Genomic DNA, 20,964 nt, shown 5'->3' on the forward strand with positions numbered 1-20,964 from the left:
AAATGGAAACAAAGTTGATGTCTGTAAAAGAGGCAATTATTACAGCAATGTCGGAAGAGATGAGAAAAGATGAAAATGTATTTTTAATGGGAGAAGATGTAGGAATTTTTGGAGGGGATTTTGGAACATCAGTTGGAATGCTCGATGAATTTGGGCCAGAAAGAATAAAAGATACTCCAATTTCAGAGTCAGCAATTTCTGGAGCTGCAGTTGGTGCTGCAATGACAGGGCTTCGTCCTATAGTTGATGTAACATTTATGGATTTTATCGTTTATATGATGGACAATATTGTAAATCAGGCGGCAAAAACTAGATATATGTTTGGTGGAAAAGGACAAGTGCCAGTAACATTCAGATGTGCGGCAGGTTCTGGAGTGGGTTCGGCAGCACAGCATTCACAGTCGCTTGAGTCTTGGTTTACTCATATTCCAGGAGTAAAGGTTGTTGCGCCAGGAACACCTGCTGATGTAAAAGGGCTTTTAAAATCAGCAATCCGTGATAATAACCCAGTAATTTTCCTTGAATATAAAGCACAATATAATATGAAAGGTGAAGTTCCTACAGATCCTGAATTTATTATTCCGCTAGGAAAAGGTGAAATAAAAAAAGAAGGAAAAGATATTACAATTGTAACTTATGGAAGAATGCTGGAAAGAGTAATGAAGGCAGCAGAAATTGCAGAAAGTGAAGGGATTAGCGTAGAAGTGGTGGATCCTAGAACATTGATTCCGCTAGACAAGGAAATTATTTTGAATTCTGTTAAAAAAACAGGAAGAGTAATTTTAGTAAATGACGCTCACAAAACAAGTGGGTTTATTGGGGAGATTTCTGCAATTATTTCAGAAAGTGACACATTTGACTATTTGGATCACCCAATTGTGAGGTTAGCTGGAGAAGATGTACCAATACCTTATAATCACGCTCTTGAAACAGCGATGGTTCCAAGTGTGGAAAAAATTGTAGAAGCAATTAGAAAAGTAAAAAATAAACAATAAAAAATATATAGGAAGAAATAAAATAGAAAGGAAGAAGCTATGGAAAATAATGAGTTAAGAGCTACTCCTGCAGCACGTAAATTAGCGCAGCAGATGGGACTTGATCTTTTTCTTGTGAAAGGCAGTGGAGCAAATGGACGTGTTCATAAGGAAGATGTAGAAACATTTAAATTTGAAAAGCAAGTAAGAATATCGCCACTTGCTAGAAAAATAGCATTAGACCATAATCTTGAATTGGAAAATGTCGTTGGGACAGGGCATAATGGGAAAATAATGCGGGATGATATTTTGAAATTGATTGCTAAACCGCAGGAAACAGAAGACTTGGCAAGACATGAAAAAGCTGTTGTTGCAGAAGAAAAAACGGTTGCACAGCAGGATATAGAAATTGTGCCAATGTCAGCAATGAGAAAAGTTATTTCAAAACGTATGACAGAAAGTTATCTAACAGCACCTACATTCGCACTTAATTACGAAATTGACATGACTGAAGCTATTGCACTAAGAAAGAAAATACTTGATACAATTTTAGAAAGTACAGGAAAGAAAATTACAATAACAGACATTATTTCATTTGCAGTTATAAAAACTTTGTTAAAGCACAAGTTTGTAAATTCAAGTTTGTCAGAAGACGGAACACAGATTATTCTGCATAATTATGTAAACTTGGCAATTGCAGTAGGATTTGACGGTGGACTTCTTGTGCCAGTTGTAAAAGGTGCAGATAAAATGACACTTAGCGAATTAGTTGTTGAATCTAAAAAGATAGTGAAAAAAGCATTAGATATGAAGTTGACGCCTGATGAACAAAGTGGAAGTACATTTACAATAAGTAATCTCGGAATGTTTGGAGTGCAAAGCTTTAACCCAATAATAAATCAGCCAAATTCAGCAATCTTGGGAGTTTCTTCTACAGTTGAAAAGCCAGTTGTTGTAAATGGTGAAATTACAGTTCGTCCAATGATGACTTTGACGCTTACAATTGATCACAGAGTGGTAGATGGACTTGCGGGAGCTAAATTTATGCAGGACTTGAAAAATGCTTTGGAAAATCCAATCGCTTTATTAATTTAGCTTAATAAAAAATTTAGAATAAAACTTATGGAATTAGAAAATAAAAAATGTAAAATTATTTAGTATAAGGAGTGAAATTAAATGGCTACTGAAGTGATAATGCCTAAAGCTGGAATAGATATGACGGAAGGGCAGATTATAAAATGGAATAAAAAAGAAGGGGAAAAGGTAGAAGAAGGGGAAATCTTACTTGAAATAATGACAGATAAGACAAGTATGGAACTGGAAGCTGAAGAATCAGGATATTTGATAAAAATAGTAAAAGGAGATGGAGAAACTGTACCTGTTACAGAAGTTATTGGATATATTGGTGCAGAAGGAGAAGCAGCTCCAGAAGCAGGTTCAGCAAATACAGCAAGTGCAGCTCCAGCACAAGATTCACAGCCGAAATCAGAAAATGTGGCTCAACCTGCCCCTAAAAAAGAAAAGGCAGAAGATGAATTTGATGTCGTTGTAATTGGTGGAGGACCTGCTGGATATGTAGCGGCAATTCGTGCAGCTCAACTTGGTGCAAAAGTGGCAGTTGTAGAAAAAAATGAATTTGGAGGAACTTGTCTGAACAGAGGATGTATTCCTACAAAAACATTCCTTAAAAATGCTGAAATTCTCGAAGGTATCGAAATGGCAAGCAAAAGAGGAATTATTTTGGAAAGTGAAAAATACACAATTGACATGCCAAAAGTTGTGCAGTTGAAAAATGAAATTGTTAAAACATTGACAAATGGTGTAAGAGGACTTCTAAAGAGCAATGAAATTAAAATGTTTAATGGAGTTGGAAAAATCAATAAGGATAAAGATGTTGTTGTAAACGGAGAAACTGTTTTAAGAGCTGATAAAATAATCTTAGCTGGTGGATCGAAAGTCGGAAAAATCAATATTCCTGGAATTGAAAGCAACAAAGTTCTTACAAGTGATGACATTTTAGACATACAGCAAATTCCAAAATCACTTACTGTAATTGGTGGAGGAGTTGTCGGAATTGAGCTTGGACAAGTGTTCTTATCATTTGGAAGTGAAGTTACAGTTGTGGAAATGATGGATAGAATCGTACCAGGAGTAGACAGGGAATCTTCAGCTGTACTTAGAAAAGAGCTTGAGAAAAAAGGAATAAAAATATTAACTTCTACACAAATTAAGGAAATAGTTGATGATGGACACAACTTAACAATCAAAGTTGACGGACATGATGACATTGTTTCTGAAAAAGCATTATTGTCAATCGGAAGAGTACCTGATCTGGAAGCTATTGGAGAAATTGAGCTAGAAATGGAAAAAGGTCGAATCAAAGTTGATAAATATATGGAAACAAGTGTACCTGGAATTTATGCACCAGGAGATATAAATGGAATTAAGATGCTTGCTCATGCGGCATTCAGAATGGGAGAAGTTGCTGCTGAAAATGCGGTTCAAGGAAACCATAGAGAAATCAGACTTGAAACAACTCCATCGGCAATCTACACAGTGCCAGAAGTGGCAATGGTTGGATTAACAGAAGATGAGGCAAGAGAAAAATATGATATTAAAGTTGGTAAATTCCAATTTGCGGCAAACGGAAGAGCGTTGGCTTCAGGAGAACCAGCAGGATTTGTAAAAGTTATAGTTGATAAAAAATATGACGAAATTCTTGGAGTGCACATTGTAGGACCATCAGCAGCAGAAATGATTAATGAAGCGTCAGGGCTTATGGCAATGGAAATTACAGTAGATGAAGTGATTAAGACAATCTATGCTCATCCAACTTACTCAGAAGCTCTGTTTGAAGCATGTGCAGATGCATTAGATGAAGCGATTCATTTACCTAGAAAAAGAAAATAATAAAAAAGTGAAATAAATTGAAATTTTGAAAGGAATTTTAAACATATGAAATATTATGTTAGTAAGTCAAATGATCCAGCATTTAATATTGCTTTAGAAGAATATTGTTTTAAGCAGCTGCGTGATATTGACGAAATATTTTTACTTTGGATAAATGAGCCAACAATTGTTGTAGGAAAATACCAAAATACAATTGAGGAAATTAACACAGAATATACTCGTGAAAAAGGAATCCATGTTGTTCGTAGAATTTCTGGCGGAGGTGCAGTTTACCACGATTTAAACAATTTAAATTATACAATAATCTCCAATAAGCAGGAAGATAAGGAAGGTTTTAACTTTAAGGAATTTTCAAAGCCAATTATAGAAACTCTGGCAGAATTGGGTGTAAAAGCTGAATTTACAGGTAGAAATGACTTGGAAATAGATGGACAGAAATTTTGTGGAAACGCTCAAGCATACATAAAAGGACGTGTAATGCACCATGGATGCCTATTGTTTGATGTGAATTTTGGAGAATTAGGAAATGCACTGAAAGTTTCAAAGGATAAAATTGAGTCAAAAGGCGTAAAATCAGTAAGAAGCCGTGTTACAAACATACTTCCTCATTTGAAAGAACCGATCACTGTAAATGAATTTGGTGAAAAAATAATGGAATATATGAAAAAACAGTATCCAGATATGAAAGAGTACGTTTTTAGCCAAGAGGAGCTGGATTACATTGCCAAGAGAGCTGAAATTAAGAGAAGTTGGGAATGGAATTATGGAGAGTCGCCAGAATTTAATATAACTAGAGGAAAAAGATTTGAAAATGGTAAAATCCAAATTTTTGCCACAGTAGAAAATTCCAGAATTAAAAATATCAAATTCTATGGAGATTTCTTTGGTAAAAATGAAGATTTAAGTGAAATTGAAAATCTTTTGAAAGATACGAAATATACAAGGGAAGCTGTAAAAGAAAAATTAGAAATAGTTGATATTGGTGAATATTTTTCTAGATTTACAACAGATGAAGTTGTGGAAGTTATTGTTGAGTAGCAATAATACGTTCAAATTTTTAAAAAATAAACTAATAAATCAAGTAATTTTTAAGCTTGATTTTAAAATATATCTTTAGTAAAAAAATAAGCACTTTGGAAACAGAGTGCTTTTTTCATAAAGAAGGTAAGATTGTATTTTTTACAGAAAAAAATAAGGCTAGATAGCCCTATTCAAATATTTTTTACATAGATATTTATAAAATTTATTCTCCACGAGGTATTTTGCCAAATTTGACATTAGAAATACCATTAGGAAGTAGATTAGAAAATCTACATGACTTGTCATTTCTCCCATAAATTTTTCAAATATTATGTACAGGGGTCTATGCAGTATGTATATTGAATAACTGATTCCTCCCAGGTAGATAAAAAATTTGTTTCCAAGAAATTTACTGAAAAATCCGTTATCTAAATACAGAAATACAATTAAAGGGATGAAAGATAACGAAATAGCAGTGGAATTATATGGGAAAAACTTGTTGTATGGAGCAAATAATAAGAAAATAATATAAATTATTGTAAGAAAAGAATATATATTTCTTTTTTTTATTTTATCATAAAGGAGCATTCCGAATGTAAAGGTGCTGATGTACATAAGAGGGTTATATTTTATAAATTCAAGAACTGTTCCACTGTTGGAGTTTAACTTAAAAAGATAATTGAAAAAATAATAGACGTAAAAATTGATAATTAATACAAAATATGTAAAATATTTATTTTTTCTAAATTGTAGCAGCGCTGGAAATAACAAAAGTAAAAAGGCCAGTACAGAAAGATACCATGCCGATGAATTGTAGCTTAGAGATCTGTTAAAAATCCATGACTGCACTAGAAGCATGTTATATATTATTGTACCTTTAAATTTTAATGTCAGTATGAGCGATAGGAAGTAGACAGGATAAAATTTAAAGAATCTTGTCTTATAAAAAATCTGAGTGTCAAGATTTTTGTTTGAATAAACATACGTTAAAAGAAATCCTGAAAGCAGAAAAAAGAAAAATACCCAGGCGATTCCATGTTCTAAAATGAAAGGAAGTTTTATAGGAGAAAACTGAGCATGTACTCTAGTATGGTAGTAAAATACTGACAATGCTCCAATAAATCTAAAAATTTCAAACTGATTATATTTTTTCATAATCACGCTCCTCGGAATATTTTGTATAGTGGATTATAATTTAAAGTGTAATTAATACATTGTATCATATTGCAGAAAAAAATTCAAAGACATGATAAAGCTTGACAGAGTAAAAAATATAGGAGTAGTCATAAAAGAATACAATAATCTTTTTTTAACTGCTTTTTTAAATTATTCTGCTTTGTGATATTTCCTTCAGAACTTCCCTCATTGGACATTCTTGTCATCTTAAATATGGAATGTTTGTGTTTCTTGCTTATTTCATTAACAATATCTAGTAAATATTCCATTCCTATTACCTTTTCCATTGAATCTATTCTTTTCCTGCTAAAGTACAGTTCGTACGCCTTTTCTCTGTTTTTCCGTAGTTTGTAAAGGAAATGTAGTATAACGCTTTTACCTTTATTTTGCTTCTTGAAAACGTTTTTGGTATGCTTGAGCATTCTTGGGATAGAAGAGATTCCATTCTTGAGTCTATGTAGTACTCTTTAGTATAGATTTTTTCTTATCTTCATCTCATCTTTTCCTCTCTAGATTATATTCTCCTTTTCCCTGAAATCTCATAAAAGTTTTCAAGCACTGCAAAATCATTTTTTTCAAGCTATTTGTAAAGATTTTTTGATATTTCCTTGTCTCTTTTAGAAATCACATCTATGGATTTTACCAGATGAAACTTGTCATAAATATATATCGTCTTGTAAATCCTAAGTTCCCAAATAAAGTTGTCTATCCGTATCTCCCGTCAGAGTTCACAATCAGTTTCTTCTTGTTCATATCGTATTTCTTCTCAAGATAGTCAAACACATACTCCGATACTTCTTCAAACGGAACAGAAAGTAGGAAACATTATTACATGCATGTCAGCAAGCTTGTTCCTGCCCCTGTAGACTTCCTTAATCCCACGATGTATTGCAATCATCCTCATATATGTGTTTTTACTTCCTCTGCACTTCATCTGATCTTCATCAATCTCCATATATATTGGTGAACTGTCATTCTTTTTAAACCTTTCGATATCAAACTTTGGCATTTCAAAAGAATTGACAAGGTTATACATGGTAGTCCTTGAAACACTGTAAGTTTTTGCAATAAATGAGGCTACAGTATGCTGGTATTCAAAAAGTATAGTAAAAATTAGCTCTTGGGAAAGCCGTCTGTACTGTTAAGCCCAATTTTTCATCAATATAGTAATGAATATCTATATTGATGAAACAGGCTTTAACGAATATTACTACCGTGAATACGGCTGGAGTAAAAGGGGAATATCTGTTGAAGGGAAGAAAAGAGGATTAAGATATTCAAGAATAAATCTGGTTGCTGGAAAAATAGGGAATGCACTGATAGGAAGTATGATATACAAGGAAACAATGGAAAGTGAATTTTTTGAAGAATGGTTCAGGGAAATACTTCTAAGAGATATTGAAAAATTAGGGAAGAAAGTTCTAATAGTGATGGATAATGCCAGATTTCATAGAAGGAATATATTAGAAAAGATAATAAAGGGGACGGGGCATTGTCTATTATTTCTTCCGCCATATTCGCCGGATTTAACTCCAATAGAAAAATTATGGGCTAATATGAAGAAAAAATTAAAAGGCATAGCCCATAATTTTAATACACTGGAAGAAGCAGTTACTTCTGTTTTATTTAATAAATTAGTTCAGTTTTAAATAGGTTTTACTATAAATTCATACTTTTCTTTTGTTGGAATGGAAAAAGCTAACATCAACTCTTTTGACATAAATTCTAAAGATTGTTTCAAAAGCCTTTGCGATAAACAGTTTGAACTGCTGTTCAAACGGAAGTAAAAAAAACTCTTTACAAGCGAGAAGGAATCTGATCCTCTAATTATTGAGGAAGCACTTTTCAATAGGATTTAGCGATTATTTATATTGTAGCTGGTTTCCTCTTTTTTGTTATTGACTTTAGTTAGTTGAGTACGCAAAGCGTGCGAAACATAAAAACATCCGCATAGCAGGTGCGAAAACATAAGTTTGCAATAAAATACATCTTTCATTATAATAGCGTTGTTCAAGTTACTATTAATGAAAGGAAGGTGTTTGGCTAATAAAACTAATAGCCTGTCTCATACTAAATAAATGTGTAAGTAACATATAGTATTTACACCTAAGTATAGACGAAAAATTATATATAGTCAATACAGAAAAAGTGTGGGAAAAATTTTAAGAAGATTATGTGAATATAAAGGAGTTGAAATAATAGAAGGACATTTGATGAAAGATCACCTGTATATGCTGATAAGCATACCACTGAAAATAGGTGTATTAAATTTTATGGGATATCTGAAGGGAAAAAGTATATTGATGATGTTTGACAAGCATGTAAACTTAAAATATAAATTTGGAAACAGACATTTCTGGTCATAAGGATATTATATAAGTACAGTAGGCTTAAATGAAGCAACAATAAAAAAATATATAGCCAAACAGGAGAAACATAATATAGCAATGGACAAATTAAATGTAAAAGAATTGAAGACCCTTTTAGGTGTAGCGAGTAGTACGGACACCTCTTTAAGAGTAGCAACGAATCGAATACAACATATCTTGAACGTAGGTTAAGTATTGTCTTTAGGTGAAGAGCCCCGTCGTCTTATAGCTGCAGAGCAAGTCACTCTTCAGAAGAGTAGTCTTGAATAATTAGAAATTTGATTGAATTTATTTTTTAATATATCTTAATAACCTCTTTTTCTATTTCTTTCAATTTTTTTATTTAAAGAAGTGCAAGGTGTATCATTTACTGAATTATAATACAGTCTGTCTCCTTCATAGTAAGAACAATTTCTTAAATACCACACCGTACAGCTTATTGTTAATGCTGACAAAAATAATAAAAGCATTAATGTTTTCATTTTTCTTCTACCTCCCGTCTGTAATAACAATACCTTATAAAATTTGAATTGTCAATATATTTATTTACAAAATTTTGAAAAAAACTTTACAAATGTGAAAAAATTAGTTATAATAATAAATATTATGTGATAGAGGTGCAATTATTAAAAGTAAATTTACGGAGAAAAGTCGATTCTGTGAAATAAGTTGAAAGGAATAATTGCCGAAGCGTAGGGATTGACTATCTTTATTGCTGGGGCTATGGAGAATATCCATAGGACTGTCATTATCAAAGGATAATGGGGAGCTGTCAGATATAATTCATATAAATTTTTTAAGTTTTTTAGTTTTAAATAAAAATAATAAAAATTTTTAGATATATGTTTTATATGCTGATGCTTGTTATCGGCATTTTTTATTATCCAAAAAACAAAAATATTGAAAGGAGAAGGAAATTTTTTATTTTTAAAAAGTTTCTGTGGAAATATGAAATTATTTGGAACGTCGAAAGTTAATGAAAATGGGAATTTATCAATAGGAGGAGTGGATACAGTTGAACTCGTAAAAGAATTTAAAACGCCACTTTATGTGATGGATCAGGAGCTTATTGAAACAACGATAGATAAAATGAAAGAGGCATTTAAGTCTACGAGATTTAATACAAGAATTGCTTATGCTGGAAAAGCGTTTTTATCAACAGGGATGATTAAACTGGTTGAATCAAAAGGGCTGGATTTGGATGTTGTTTCAGGCGGAGAACTTTATACTGCTCATAAAGCGGGATTTCCAATGAATAAAGTTCATTTACATGGAAATAATAAATTGGTAAATGAAATTGAAATGGCTGTCGAATTTGGGATTGATACGATTGTTGTTGATAATGAGGATGAAATTGATAAAATTGAGAGAATTTGCCGTGAAAAAGGGAAGAAACAGGCTGTGCTTGTGAGAATCGATCCAGGAATAGAGGCACATACGCATCATTATATAAAGACTTCTGGGCTTACTTCAAAATTTGGAATTTCATTGTTTCAGGATAATTTATTTGATATAATTAAAAGGCTGAATGATAGCGAATGGATAGAATTTAAAGGATTTCATACGCATATCGGTTCGCAAATTTTCCAATCGGCGTTCTTTATATTTGCTCTAGATGAGATTTTTAAATATTTGGATAAATTGAAAAAGGAATTGGGAATAGTAGTTCACACAGTAAATATGGGTGGAGGATTTGGAGTTTACTATAAGGAAGGAGATGATCCGAAACCGATAGAGGAAGTACTTAGTGAAATAATAACATACACGGAAGCAATGGAAATTAAATATCAGATTGGATTTAAGGAACTTTGCATTGAGCCAGGAAGAAGTATCGTTGGAAATGCGGGAACTACTTTGTACGAAGTTGGAGGAATTAAGGAAACAGTCGGTGGAAAAACGTATGTATTTATAGATGGAGGAATGTCGGACAATATAAGAACGGCATTATATCAGGCAGAATATGAAGCTGGAGTTGTAAACAAGCTAAATGACACAGATGTAAGAGAAATAACTTTGGCAGGAAAACTGTGTGAATCAGGGGATATTATCATTGAAAAAGGAAAATTGCCAAAAGCAACAGAAATTGGAGATATTGTCGCAGTAACGACAACAGGGGCATATTGTTACACAATGTCAAGTAACTATAACAGAATGATGCGACCAGCAGTTGTATTTGTAAAGGATGGAAAAGCTAAAGTTGCGGTAAAGAGAGAAACATTGGATGATTTAATTAGAAATGATGAAATTTTTGATTTATAAAAAATAAGAAAGAGGTGAATTTACTGTGATTATTGTGCATAAATATGGTGGAACTTCGGTTGCTACAACGGAGAAAGTAATGAATATCGCAAAATATTTGGGAAGTGTGAAGGATTCTGGAAACGATGTGGTTGTTGTGGTTTCAGCAATGGGAAAAACTACAGATGCCTTAATAAAATTGGCTCACGAAATTACTGATAAGCCTGACTTGAGGGAGATGGACAGGCTAATGTCAACTGGAGAACAGCAGACAATTGCATTGCTTAGCATTGCTTTACAGACGCTTGGATATGAGGCTATCTCGCTTACAGGGGCTCAGGCTGGAATAAAAACGAGCGGACATTATACAAAAAACAGAATTGAGGACATTAATGGAAAAGAGATAAAAGAACATCTATCAAAAGGGAAAATTGTAGTTGTAGCTGGATTTCAGGGAGTAAATGAAGCTGGAGATGTGACAACTTTGGGACGTGGAGGATCTGATACATCGGCTGTTGCTCTAGCAGCTGCACTTGGAGGTAAATGTGAAATTTACACAGATGTAGATGGAATTTACTCAATTGATCCAAGAGTTTATAAAGATGCCAAAAAATTGCCAGTTGTTTCTTATGATGAAATGATGGAGCTGGCTTTTTTAGGAGCTGGAGTAATGGAGCCAAGAGCAGTTGAGCTTGGAAGCAAATATGGTGTAGAAATTTACGTTGGAAAATCGCTTGGAGAAAAAAACGGAACGATTATAACGTCAGTAGAAAAAACAAAGGAGAATAAGGAAATGGAGCAAAAAGTAATAACTGGAGTATCAATCAATGAAAATATGGTAATGGTAAACGTAGAGGAAATCCCAACAAATGCACAAAATGTGTATGAAATTTTTGAAAAAGCCGAAGCAAATGGAATAAATATTGACATAATAAGTCAAAATGACGTAACAAGCCATCACGGAAGTTTTGCCTTTACTTGTCCAAAAACAGACATTGCCGCACTTGAAAAAATTGGTTCAGAAATAGAAGCGGAATTTCCAAGAACATCGTTCATAATAAATCCTTACATTACAAAAGTTTCTGTAGTAGGAATAGGACTGATAAGCAACATTGGAGTAGCTGCCAAAATGTTTAGAATTCTTTCAGAAAACGACATAAGTTTCCATCAGGTTTCTACTTCTGAAATCAGTATTTCATTAGTTGTAGACGAAGTTATGGGGAAAAAAGTGGCTGAGTTATTTGCGAAGGAATTTGATTTGTAGAAGGAAGGTTTGAATGAAAAAAATAGTAATTTTATTAATGTTGATTATTGGAATGGTTTCTTTTGGTAATAATTATCAAAATAATTCAGAACTTGAAAAAGAAGTCAAGCAAATGATTAATAATTTTAATCAGCTTGAAAAAGATAAGCTATTTTCTGAACTAATGAAAAAGAAAACAAAATTAACGCTTGAAACAATAAAGATTAATGGTGCAGAGCCAGAGAATAAAACTAAACAAAAATCATTTATGGCAGTAATGGAGATGGTAACAGAACAACATTTAAAAAATTTAATTTACAATTCAAAAATTGAACTGGAAGATATAGAATATATATCAAAAAATAAAGCTAATGTTTCAATAACTTTGAAAATGATAGATGGAATGGAACTTTTGAAAAGTTCAAAAAAATATCTTATGAGTAAATATGGAAAAGGTGGAAAATATTTAGATACAGATATATTTTTAGATGAAAAAGTCAAGAATGATGTAATGAAATATTTTGATGAACATACAAAAGAATTGATGAAAAATGATGATAATAATGAAATAGTTGATATCGAATTAGAATTCACTGTAAGAAATGGTAAATGGGTTAGTAATGAAACTATCTCAAGATATATTTTGAACCAATTTAAAGATTATTAAATATAAAATATAAAAAATAATGGAGGTTTTTGAGATGTTAAAATTTGAGAAGTATCAAGGTGCGGGGAATGATTTTATTATTGTTGCTGAGAAGGATCTTATTGAAAAAGGAATACCTGAATATGGGGAATTTGCGAGTCAGGTTTGTGACAGGCATTTTGGAGTGGGTGCAGATGGACTGATTATTTTGAAATATGTAGCAAGCATGCCATTTATGTTTTTCTTTAATGGAGATGGAAGTCAGGCACCAATGTGTGGAAATGGAATAAGATGTTTTTCACATTATCTTGTAAACAATCACCTAGTTGAAGGAAACGAATTTACTGTAAAAACAGTTCCTGGCGATTTGATAATACAAGTAAATTACGATGAGGAAAAAGACGATTTCACAGCAAGAGTAAATATGGGAAAACCTGTTTTTAATGTAAAAGAATTAATAAATATTGAAAAAGAGGAGTTTTTAAGAGAAAAAATCAATATCGACGGAACAGAAATTGAAATTTCGTATATTTTTATGGGAACTGACCATTCTGTAATATTTGTAAATGATTTTGCAGATTATAATATTGATGAGCTTGGTAAAAAAATTGAAAACTATACTGACTTATTTCCCAAAAAAGTCAATGTAAACTTTGTAAAGGTGTATGACAGGGAGCATATAGAAGTAATCACTTGGGAACGTGGAGCAGGAAGAACATTGGCTTGTGGAACTGGGGCTACAGCTTCAGCTGTACTTGCCAAAACTTTTGATTTTGTAGATGATAAGGTAAATGTGAAAGTTCCAGGAGGGCAGCTTGTTATTGAGTATGAAGGTGAAGAAAATGATGTATTTATGACAGGACCTAGTGAAAAAATAGCTGAAGGAATGTATAAATATCAAAGATAATTAAATTTTTAATTTAGGAAGTTAAATTAAGGAAAGAAGGAATAAAATGAAATTTGAAGGTTCGTATGTGGCGCTAATTACGCCATTTAAAAATAACGGAACGGAATTGGATGAGGATAAATTAAGAGAATTGGTAAATTATCACATTGAAAATGGTACATCTGGAATCGTACCTTGCGGAACAACTGGAGAAGCTCCAACTTTGACATTTGCAGAACATGAAAAAGTAATAAAAATAGTTGTGGAAGAAGTGAAAGGGAGAATACAGGTAATCGCAGGGGCAGGATCAAATAATACAACAAGAGCGATAGAACTTACAAAATACGCAAAGGAACTGGGAGCAGATGCAGCGTTAAGCACTTGCCCATACTACAATAAACCAAGTCAAAGAGGACTTTATGAGCACTACAAAACAATTGCACAAGAAGCAAAATTTCCTATAATGCTTTATAATGTGCCTGGAAGAACAGGAACAAATATTGAAGCGGAAACAATCGCAAAACTGGCTGAACTGCCTGAAATTGTAGCTGTAAAGGAAGCGACAGGAAGTCTTGAACAAATGATAAGAATTCAGGATTTATGCGGAGATAAAATTGAAATTCTTTCAGGAGAAGATCACCTAATCCTACCAATGCTGTCAATCGGTGCAAAAGGAGTTGTTTCTGTAGTTGCCAACATAATGCCCCAAGAAATGAGCGATTTAATCAGTTCATTCTTAAACAAGAACTTTGATAAGGCGTTTGAACTGCACACAAAATTATACGATGTAAGCAGAAACATGTTCGTGGAAGGAAATCCTGTAACTGTGAAAGCTGCTATGAAAATACTTGGAAAACTTGACAATGACATAGTAAGATTACCATTGGTAGAGGCTGAGGCGGATACTTATGGGAAATTGACAAAAGTGTTTAAAGAAAAAGGAATTTTTTAATTTTTTATTTGTTGGAAATTTTAGATTTACAAATTGCAATATTAATTACGGTATTTTCCTAAATTTTTTAAAAATAAATTTATTCTACAACCTTGGCTAAAGAATAATACTAGGGTATAATATACTGATGACGAAAATGATAAATAATGCTGAGAGAACAAAAAATTCTTAAAATGAATACAGAGTAGCAAAAGTAACAATTAGAAAATGGAAAAAAGAATCTAAAGGAATTATAGATAAAAAATTACAGAAATACCTGAATAAAAGGAACTGGAATTGATATATTAAAAAGATATCAGCCGTATTAATGAAAAAATAAGGACTGTTGACAAGTATGCATGAGTAAAAATTTATTCGATCAGTAATCTTTTCTTTCATGCCCTTCACATATACAAAACTTGGCGCTGAGAACGAGAATACTATTAATCTTAAAAATAATCCTGGTAACATCTTTTTCACATAAATTCCTCTTGAATTAATCTTTTTGTATTTTTATTATTTAATATATTTTACAGTAAATATTATATCATATTTATATAAAAAGTCAATACTATTAAGAAATAAAAGTGAAAAAATCCTACACGACAAACGCATGAAAAAAATCTAAAAGAATTGTTAATATATATTACTCAAATAGAGGACAAGTGACAGGCTTCAAAAATAAAACACAAATTAAGTCACATTGTTGTGATTACTCTTTTTGCTATGCTTGCGAATGTTGAATATTGGGAAGAGATTGAGGAATTTGGGAAACTGTATCTTAAAGCATTAAAAAGATACTTGGAGCTGCCAAAAGGAAAAGGGAATGAGATAGAAGTGATATTACGTCTGCTTGATAAAATCTTAGTAAAGGAATGTATAGTTATAATAGATGCGATAGGAACCCAGAAAGAAATCATAAAAAAGATAGGAAAGAAGAAGGGCTATTTCTGTCTCCAGGTAAAAGGGAACCAGAAGACTTTAAAAGAAGATATAGAAGATTACTTTGCTGACAAGGGATTCAGAAAAAAATTAAAGGAAGAAGGAATGTACAGCAGGAAAACAGAAAAGCAAAGGGGTCGACTGGAAACTAGGGAATATTACTATACTGAAGAAACAGAATGGCTTATTAAAAGAAATAAGGAATGGAAGGAAGTAAAAGGGATAGGTGCATCATTTTAACAACAGAAGAAAATGGAAAAAATCAGGAACAGAAAAGGTATTACATAACGAATACAGCAGGGGGAGTGGAAGAATTCGTAAGAGCGGTAAGAGGACATTGGGCAATAGAAAGTTATCATTGGATACTGGATGTGACATTCAGAGAAGATGCAAATAAGACATTAAACAAAAATGCGGCAAGAAACTTAAATATTCTAAGGAAATTAGCAATTTCAATACTGGAAGAACTGCCGTTCAGAAAGAAATTTAGCAGAAGGATAAAGAAGTACATTATATCATTAGATATAAGGAAATATTTAAAATTATTTTTTGATATTATAGAAAAGTTGTTGTTAAAAAAATGGATTAAATATAAAGAAATAGTTTAAAATATTCATGCGTTTGTCGTGAAAATCCTCTATTTTAATTGATTGGGGTATTTTTTTATGTTATAATACTTTATAAACAAAATAATTAAAAAGAGGTGTAATTATGAATTATAAAAGTACAAGAGGCGGTGAGTTACAAAACTCTACTTTTGCCACATTACATGGACTTGCAAATGGTGGTGGGCTTTATATTCCTGAAAAATTGCCAGAAGTGAAATTGACTTATGATGAACTGAAAAATTTATCTTATCAAGAACTTTCAGAAAAAATTATAAAACTATTTTTTACAGAATTTTCAGACGAAGAAATAAAAAATGCTGTGAATAATGCTTATAACAATACTACTTTTACTGATGAAAATATTGTTCCTGTACATAAATTAAACGAAAAAGTGAGTTTTGGAGAACTGTTTCATGGAAGAACATTGGCATTTAAAGATTTAGCTCTTTCATTATTCCCGTATTTACTGCTTTTAAGTAAAGAAAAACAAAAAGAAAATAAAAAAATATTGATTTTAGCTGCAACTTCTGGTGATACTGGAAAGGCTGCACTTGAAGGATTCAAAGATATTGATAGAATTAACATTGTCGTATTTTATCCTAAAAATGGAGTTAGTCCGATGCAGGAAGAACAAATGCGAAAACAGCTTGGAAACAACGTAGAAATAGTTGCGATAAACGGAAACTTTGATGATGCTCAAAGTGCCATAAAAGTCATTTTTTCAAGTGAAGAATTTAAAAAATATGCAAACGATCATAATGTAATGTTTTCCAGTGCAAACTCTATCAACATCGGAAGATTATTCCCACAAATCATATATTATGTATCAACTTACGTAAATTTGGTAAAGGCTGGAACAATTAAACCTAATGAGGAATTTAATGTTGTAGTTCCAACTGGTAACTTTGGAAATATTTTGGCTGGATTTATCGCCAAAAAGCTTGGGATACCAATCAAAAAATTTATTTCGGCTTCAAACAAAAATAAAGTTCTAGCTGATTTCTTCCAAACTGGAATATATAATAAAAATAGAGATTTTTATGCAACAAATTCTCCATCAATGGATATTCTTCTTTCATCAAACTTTGAGAGATATCTATATTATGCATTAAATGAAAACTCTGAAAGAGTAAATGAATTAATCACAAACTTGCTTTCAGGAGGAGAATTGTCTGTAAATGAAGAGGAATTGAAAAATATTCAAAATGAATTTTATGGAGAGTTTTCAAATGACGATGAAACTGTAAATGCAATTAAGAGTGTGTATGAAAATTATCATTATTTAATGGATCCTCATACAGCAGTTGCTTATTCTGTTTATGAAAAATTAGATAACAGTAATTTAGACAAAAATACTCATACTATAATAATGTCAACAGCACACCCTTTCAAATTCCCAACTCCAATTGCAAAAGCATTGGGAATTGATGAAACAAAAAATCCTTATACAATTTTAGATGAAATATCAGAAACTACTGGGGTAAAATTTCCAGAAAAATTAACAGAAGTCAGAAATTCAGAAATAAGATTTTCGAATGTAATTGATAAGGCTGATATTCAAGATTTTGTAAAAAAATATATAAAAGATTTGAAATAAAAATATACTCGATCGATTATTTTATGAAATTATTAAAATTTATCACTTGAGTATTTTATTTGAAATCTCTCCCGTTATTTCATATACTTTTATTACTTTCATCACTCCATAAGCATATTAAAATTATGGGCTATGTCTTCTAATTTTTACTTGGCTAGCCCATGTTTTTTTATTTGATTTAAATCCAGTAAATATCGTAGAAGGAATAATAGATAATGTCCCGTTTTCTTAATTCTCTTTTCTAATATTCTTTTTCCATAAAATCTGGTATTATCCATAACTATCAGGATACTCTTTCTTTAATTTTTCAATATACCTTAAAAATATTTCTCTGAGTCATTTATTAATTAGTGTATCCTCTACTTTTTCAGTAACCAGATTTATTTTTGAATATCTTAATCTACTTTTCTTTTTTTCAATAGATATTCTTCTTTTACTCCAGTCATATTCACGGTAGTAATATTCGTCAAAGTCTGTTACATCAATGTAGATTATTTCCCTACCTGAACTTGTTTCTAATAATTTTTTAAAAATTTTAAACCCTTTTCTTTCGTAAAAAATATGTTATACTTATAATGAGAAAAAGTAGAAATTCAGATATGCAGTAAAGAGGAAAATATGGAAAAATATGTGATGTTTAGAGGAAAAGTTATAGATAAATGGTACGACTTTGATAAAAGGGCACATTATCATATTGTAGCGATGGATGATGAGGGGAAAAGATTTGATTTGGCGGTTAATATTGGAAGTATTTATGAGAAGATGAATGAAATTGTTTCTTCCAATTTGAAGGTTTATTATGATGAGAATTATAATTGCCGAAAGAGGATTGTCCGTAAAATGCTGTCACAAAAAAATGGCATTACAGAATGTCACAAGGATTTATATCTGGATTATATTAGAATGAAACTTTTTCCACACGAAAAGATGATACAGATGAAGGGGTTTGATATAAAAAGCGTTTATTTGACCGGAATTATTGAAAAGAATGTTGTGCAGGCTATGAATAATGATGATTATGAAGTGATTGCGTTTGGAAGGCTTTATGCGAATGGGAAAGGGTTGCATGATATTCATATGAATCAAGGAAGTACAGATAAATTTAGGAAAAATGATGCTTCGTATTCTGATGGAGGGTTGTTTTTTAGAAATAGACGAGATGATAAGATTACAGCTGTATTTATTGCATTTATTACTCAAAGTTTAAATATGCCTGAAAGTGTTTAGAGTCAGATTAATAAGAATTAGACGTAATTTATGAGATGGATTTTAAAATAAATTTTTATAAAAATAATTAATAAAATATGGGGAAATATAAAAGTTAGAAAAGAAAAGAGGTGTGACAAAGATGTCTATAAGAAATTTTGCTACAAAACTTAAAATGAAACGTGAAGAGTTTTGGAAATACATTTCCATATCGCATAAAAAAGCCAAAAATAATAATGAGTTTGTAGACTATTTAATAGATATTCTATCAAAAAAAACAGATGAGGAAATTTTTGATTTTGAAATAATTACATTTGAATTAATGCGTGAAAGTTATAATGAAAAGTTGTGGTGTGCCTCGTATCTTGTGAACGGTGACACAGCGAGCTGGAGTTTTGATTTTTTTAGGCTATGGTTAATTTCGCAGGGAGAAAAAATATATCATTCGATTATAAAAAATCAGGATAATTTATCAAAATATATAAATATATCTTTTGAAGCAAAATTTATGACAAATTATTTTGAAAATGAAAACTTTGCTTTTATTCCAGCCTATGCTTTTTCAAGAAAAAACTGCTCACACAATATTTTAAATAAGGAAAGTTACAAAATTAACAGTAAAACTATTTTTCAAGATAATTTTATTGATAATTATAATAAAAAATTGAATAATTATAAAAGAAAAATAGGATACATCAACAAAAAATATCCAAAAATAATATTTCACTGGTGTGCACAATTTCCAAACAGTATGAAAGAAGTGTGTCCAACATTATTTAAAAAAATGTACTTTTAAAAAAAACAAAGGAGTGTCTCAATTTATGGGACATTCCTTATTTTTGTAATTAGTTTTAATTGATTTCTGCTACTTACACAAAACCCTATTTAAATAATAGATTTGTTACAAATTTTTTCAATGAAAGGTAAAAAAATTAGCATTTCTAAATAATTAAAATATAATTTTTTAGTTTTAATAAATCGACGGAGCTTTTATTTGTTCAACTGCGATTGTCTGACGACTGAAAGGAGGAGTTTCGTAGTTGGGCGAATAAAAGTCGTAGTCTAGCCATAGGTGCAGGATTTGCGGCAATGAGCAATCCTGCGAAAATTAATGTAAGATAATTAATTCTTTATTACTTTTATTTAATATTTCTCTACCATCTTTTTTAACTACAACATCATCTTCAATTCTAACTCCGCCCCATCCATCAAAATAAAGTCCTGGTTCAGAAGTTACAACCATATTTTCTTTTAGTTCAATATGTGAAGCGCTTGATAAGTAAGGTAATTCGTGAATTTCAGCACCGATTCCGTGTCCTAATCCGTGTCCAAAATACTCGCCATAGCCTTTTTCAGTTAAAAAGTTTCTAACAACTTTGTCAACATCATCTGACATTATTCCTTCTTTTATAGTATTTACACCCAATATTTGCGCTTCTAGAACAGTATTATAAATTTCTACATGTCTATCAGAAATATTGTCCCCATAGTAAACAGTTCTTGTCATATCTGACACATATCCTTCATAATATGCCCCAAAATCCATTGTAATAAATTCTTCCTTTTGAATCTTTTTGTCAGAAGCTACCCCGTGTGGCATAGCTGAACGGTATCCACTGGCAAAAATTGTAGTAAATGAACGGTCATCAGCACCTAGTTTTCTTTGAATGTATTCCATATATGAAGAAACTTCCTTTTCAGAAACGCCTTCCTTTATAATTTTTAAAGCCTCTGAAAATGCCACATCACTAATTTCTACAGCCTTTTTAATAAGTGCGATTTCTTCTTCTGATTTTACCATTCGTTCCATTACAAGTTTATTTCCAACTGGCACTAATTCTACTTTGAAAATGTCTTTTATCGTTTGATAAAGAGAAAATGCCACATTTACATCTTCAAATCCCACATTTTTTAGCCCAAATTTTTTTATATATTCTCCAACTGTCTGCAGTGAGCCACGTGAGACTTCCACAAATTCAAATCCCATTTCACTAACTTGTTTAGTCGCTTGCGTCTTGTATCTAAAATCCGAAAAGAAAAAATTCCCATTTTTTGTCGCAAGAGCAACTCCAGTTGTCCCAGTAAACCCAGTAAAATATCGAAGGTTATACAAGTCTGTAATAAACAATCCATCAATATTCAGTTCATTTAAAATTCTTGATAATTTTTCAGTTCTTTTTTCCATGTTTTTTCCTCTTTTTTATTAAAATTTTTTTAC

General features: G+C 31.5%; 18 protein-coding genes, 3 pseudogenes and 1 riboswitch. Of the genes and pseudogenes, 16 read left to right on the top strand and 5 right to left on the bottom strand.

Annotated elements, in window-relative coordinates:
- The first annotated feature begins 2 nt into the window (after nucleotides 1–2).
- The 4 genes from AB8B23_RS03765 to AB8B23_RS03780 all read left to right on the top strand — a co-directional run bounded on the left by AB8B23_RS03765 (nucleotide 3) and on the right by AB8B23_RS03780 (nucleotide 4,922).
- Complete coding sequence (locus tag AB8B23_RS03765; RefSeq protein ID WP_369713499.1) at nucleotides 3–995, top strand: alpha-ketoacid dehydrogenase subunit beta; 993 nt, start codon at nucleotides 3–5, stop codon at nucleotides 993–995.
- 39 nt (nucleotides 996–1,034) lie between these two features.
- Nucleotides 1,035–2,069: a dihydrolipoamide acetyltransferase gene (locus AB8B23_RS03770; RefSeq protein WP_026746698.1), complete on the top strand. Its 1,035-nt coding sequence runs from the start codon at nucleotides 1,035–1,037 to the stop codon at nucleotides 2,067–2,069.
- 81 nt (nucleotides 2,070–2,150) lie between these two features.
- The gene (gene lpdA, locus AB8B23_RS03775) at nucleotides 2,151–3,884 is read left to right on the top strand and encodes a dihydrolipoyl dehydrogenase (RefSeq protein WP_369713500.1); all 1,734 of its coding nucleotides are present in this window, start codon (nucleotides 2,151–2,153) and stop codon (nucleotides 3,882–3,884) included.
- A 45-nt stretch (nucleotides 3,885–3,929) separates the two neighbouring features.
- Complete coding sequence (locus AB8B23_RS03780) at nucleotides 3,930–4,922, top strand: lipoate--protein ligase (protein WP_021743112.1); 993 nt, start codon at nucleotides 3,930–3,932, stop codon at nucleotides 4,920–4,922.
- A 159-nt stretch (nucleotides 4,923–5,081) separates the two neighbouring features.
- Here the strand turns inward: AB8B23_RS03780 and AB8B23_RS03785 are convergent, their stop codons facing one another.
- Both AB8B23_RS03785 and AB8B23_RS03790 read right to left on the bottom strand, forming a co-directional pair.
- Nucleotides 5,082–6,059, bottom strand: a complete 978-nt coding sequence (locus AB8B23_RS03785) for an acyltransferase family protein (RefSeq protein ID WP_369713501.1) — start codon at nucleotides 6,057–6,059, stop codon at nucleotides 5,082–5,084.
- A 223-nt stretch (nucleotides 6,060–6,282) separates the two neighbouring features.
- Nucleotides 6,283–7,300, bottom strand: a pseudogene (locus AB8B23_RS03790) (UPF0236 family transposase-like protein); the annotation flags it as partial.
- Here AB8B23_RS03790 and AB8B23_RS03795 point away from each other — a divergent pair.
- Nucleotides 7,250–7,729, top strand: coding sequence for a transposase (locus AB8B23_RS03795; protein WP_369713502.1), 480 nt, complete (start codon nucleotides 7,250–7,252; stop codon nucleotides 7,727–7,729). The pseudogene AB8B23_RS03790 and the gene AB8B23_RS03795 overlap by 51 nt on opposite strands.
- A 24-nt stretch (nucleotides 7,730–7,753) precedes the next feature.
- Here AB8B23_RS03795 and AB8B23_RS11980 read toward each other — a convergent pair.
- Nucleotides 7,754–7,911: pseudogene (locus tag AB8B23_RS11980) on the bottom strand (ISLre2 family transposase); the annotation flags it as partial.
- Nucleotides 7,912–8,158: 247 nt separating this feature from the next.
- Here AB8B23_RS11980 and tnpA point away from each other — a divergent pair.
- A pseudogene (tnpA, locus tag AB8B23_RS03800) lies at nucleotides 8,159–8,580 on the top strand (IS200/IS605 family transposase).
- 174 nt (nucleotides 8,581–8,754) lie between these two features.
- Here tnpA and AB8B23_RS03805 read toward each other — a convergent pair.
- A complete protein-coding gene (locus tag AB8B23_RS03805; protein WP_021743935.1) occupies nucleotides 8,755–8,931 on the bottom strand; it encodes a hypothetical protein in 177 nt (58 codons plus the stop codon).
- 122 nt (nucleotides 8,932–9,053) lie between these two features.
- A riboswitch (Lysine riboswitch) is annotated at nucleotides 9,054–9,229 on the top strand.
- Nucleotides 9,230–9,397: 168 nt separating this feature from the next.
- Between AB8B23_RS03805 and lysA the strand changes: the two genes are divergently transcribed.
- From lysA to AB8B23_RS03855, 10 genes are all read left to right on the top strand, one after another.
- Nucleotides 9,398–10,708, top strand: a complete 1,311-nt coding sequence (gene lysA, locus AB8B23_RS03810) for a diaminopimelate decarboxylase (RefSeq protein ID WP_021743936.1) — start codon at nucleotides 9,398–9,400, stop codon at nucleotides 10,706–10,708.
- A 25-nt stretch (nucleotides 10,709–10,733) separates the two neighbouring features.
- Nucleotides 10,734–11,951: an aspartate kinase gene (locus AB8B23_RS03815; protein WP_369713504.1), complete on the top strand. Its 1,218-nt coding sequence runs from the start codon at nucleotides 10,734–10,736 to the stop codon at nucleotides 11,949–11,951.
- A 13-nt stretch (nucleotides 11,952–11,964) separates the two neighbouring features.
- Nucleotides 11,965–12,597 (top strand): hypothetical protein, encoded by a 633-nt coding sequence (locus AB8B23_RS03820; protein ID WP_369713505.1) that lies wholly within the window; start codon nucleotides 11,965–11,967, stop codon nucleotides 12,595–12,597.
- A gap of 34 nt (nucleotides 12,598–12,631) precedes the next feature.
- Nucleotides 12,632–13,483: a diaminopimelate epimerase gene (dapF, locus tag AB8B23_RS03825; RefSeq protein WP_369713506.1), complete on the top strand. Its 852-nt coding sequence runs from the start codon at nucleotides 12,632–12,634 to the stop codon at nucleotides 13,481–13,483.
- Between the two features lie 46 nt (nucleotides 13,484–13,529).
- Complete coding sequence (dapA, locus tag AB8B23_RS03830; protein ID WP_147005401.1) at nucleotides 13,530–14,414, top strand: 4-hydroxy-tetrahydrodipicolinate synthase; 885 nt, start codon at nucleotides 13,530–13,532, stop codon at nucleotides 14,412–14,414.
- Between the two features lie 660 nt (nucleotides 14,415–15,074).
- Nucleotides 15,075–15,575 (top strand): ISAs1 family transposase, encoded by a 501-nt coding sequence (locus AB8B23_RS03835; RefSeq protein WP_369713896.1) that lies wholly within the window; start codon nucleotides 15,075–15,077, stop codon nucleotides 15,573–15,575.
- The gene (locus AB8B23_RS03840; RefSeq protein ID WP_369713507.1) at nucleotides 15,539–15,943 is read left to right on the top strand and encodes an ISAs1 family transposase; all 405 of its coding nucleotides are present in this window, start codon (nucleotides 15,539–15,541) and stop codon (nucleotides 15,941–15,943) included. The genes AB8B23_RS03835 and AB8B23_RS03840 overlap by 37 nt, the downstream gene beginning before the upstream one ends.
- 103 nt (nucleotides 15,944–16,046) lie before the next feature.
- Nucleotides 16,047–17,540: a threonine synthase gene (gene thrC / locus AB8B23_RS03845; protein ID WP_369713508.1), complete on the top strand. Its 1,494-nt coding sequence runs from the start codon at nucleotides 16,047–16,049 to the stop codon at nucleotides 17,538–17,540.
- Nucleotides 17,541–18,158: 618 nt separating this feature from the next.
- Nucleotides 18,159–18,767, top strand: a complete 609-nt coding sequence (locus tag AB8B23_RS03850) for a DUF2278 family protein (RefSeq protein ID WP_369713509.1) — start codon at nucleotides 18,159–18,161, stop codon at nucleotides 18,765–18,767.
- Nucleotides 18,768–18,888: 121 nt separating this feature from the next.
- A complete protein-coding gene (locus tag AB8B23_RS03855) occupies nucleotides 18,889–19,542 on the top strand; it encodes a DUF4240 domain-containing protein (RefSeq protein WP_369713510.1) in 654 nt (217 codons plus the stop codon).
- Between the two features lie 312 nt (nucleotides 19,543–19,854).
- On the opposite strand, the gene AB8B23_RS03860 is transcribed toward AB8B23_RS03855, so the two are convergent.
- On the bottom strand, nucleotides 19,855–20,931 hold the full coding sequence (locus AB8B23_RS03860) for a M24 family metallopeptidase (protein ID WP_369713511.1): 1,077 nt from the start codon (nucleotides 20,929–20,931) through the stop codon (nucleotides 19,855–19,857).
- Nucleotides 20,932–20,964: the final 33 nt, after the last annotated feature.

The organism is Leptotrichia sp. HSP-342, from assembly GCF_041199995.1.
GTDB lineage: Bacteria > Fusobacteriota > Fusobacteriia > Fusobacteriales > Leptotrichiaceae > Leptotrichia > Leptotrichia mesophila.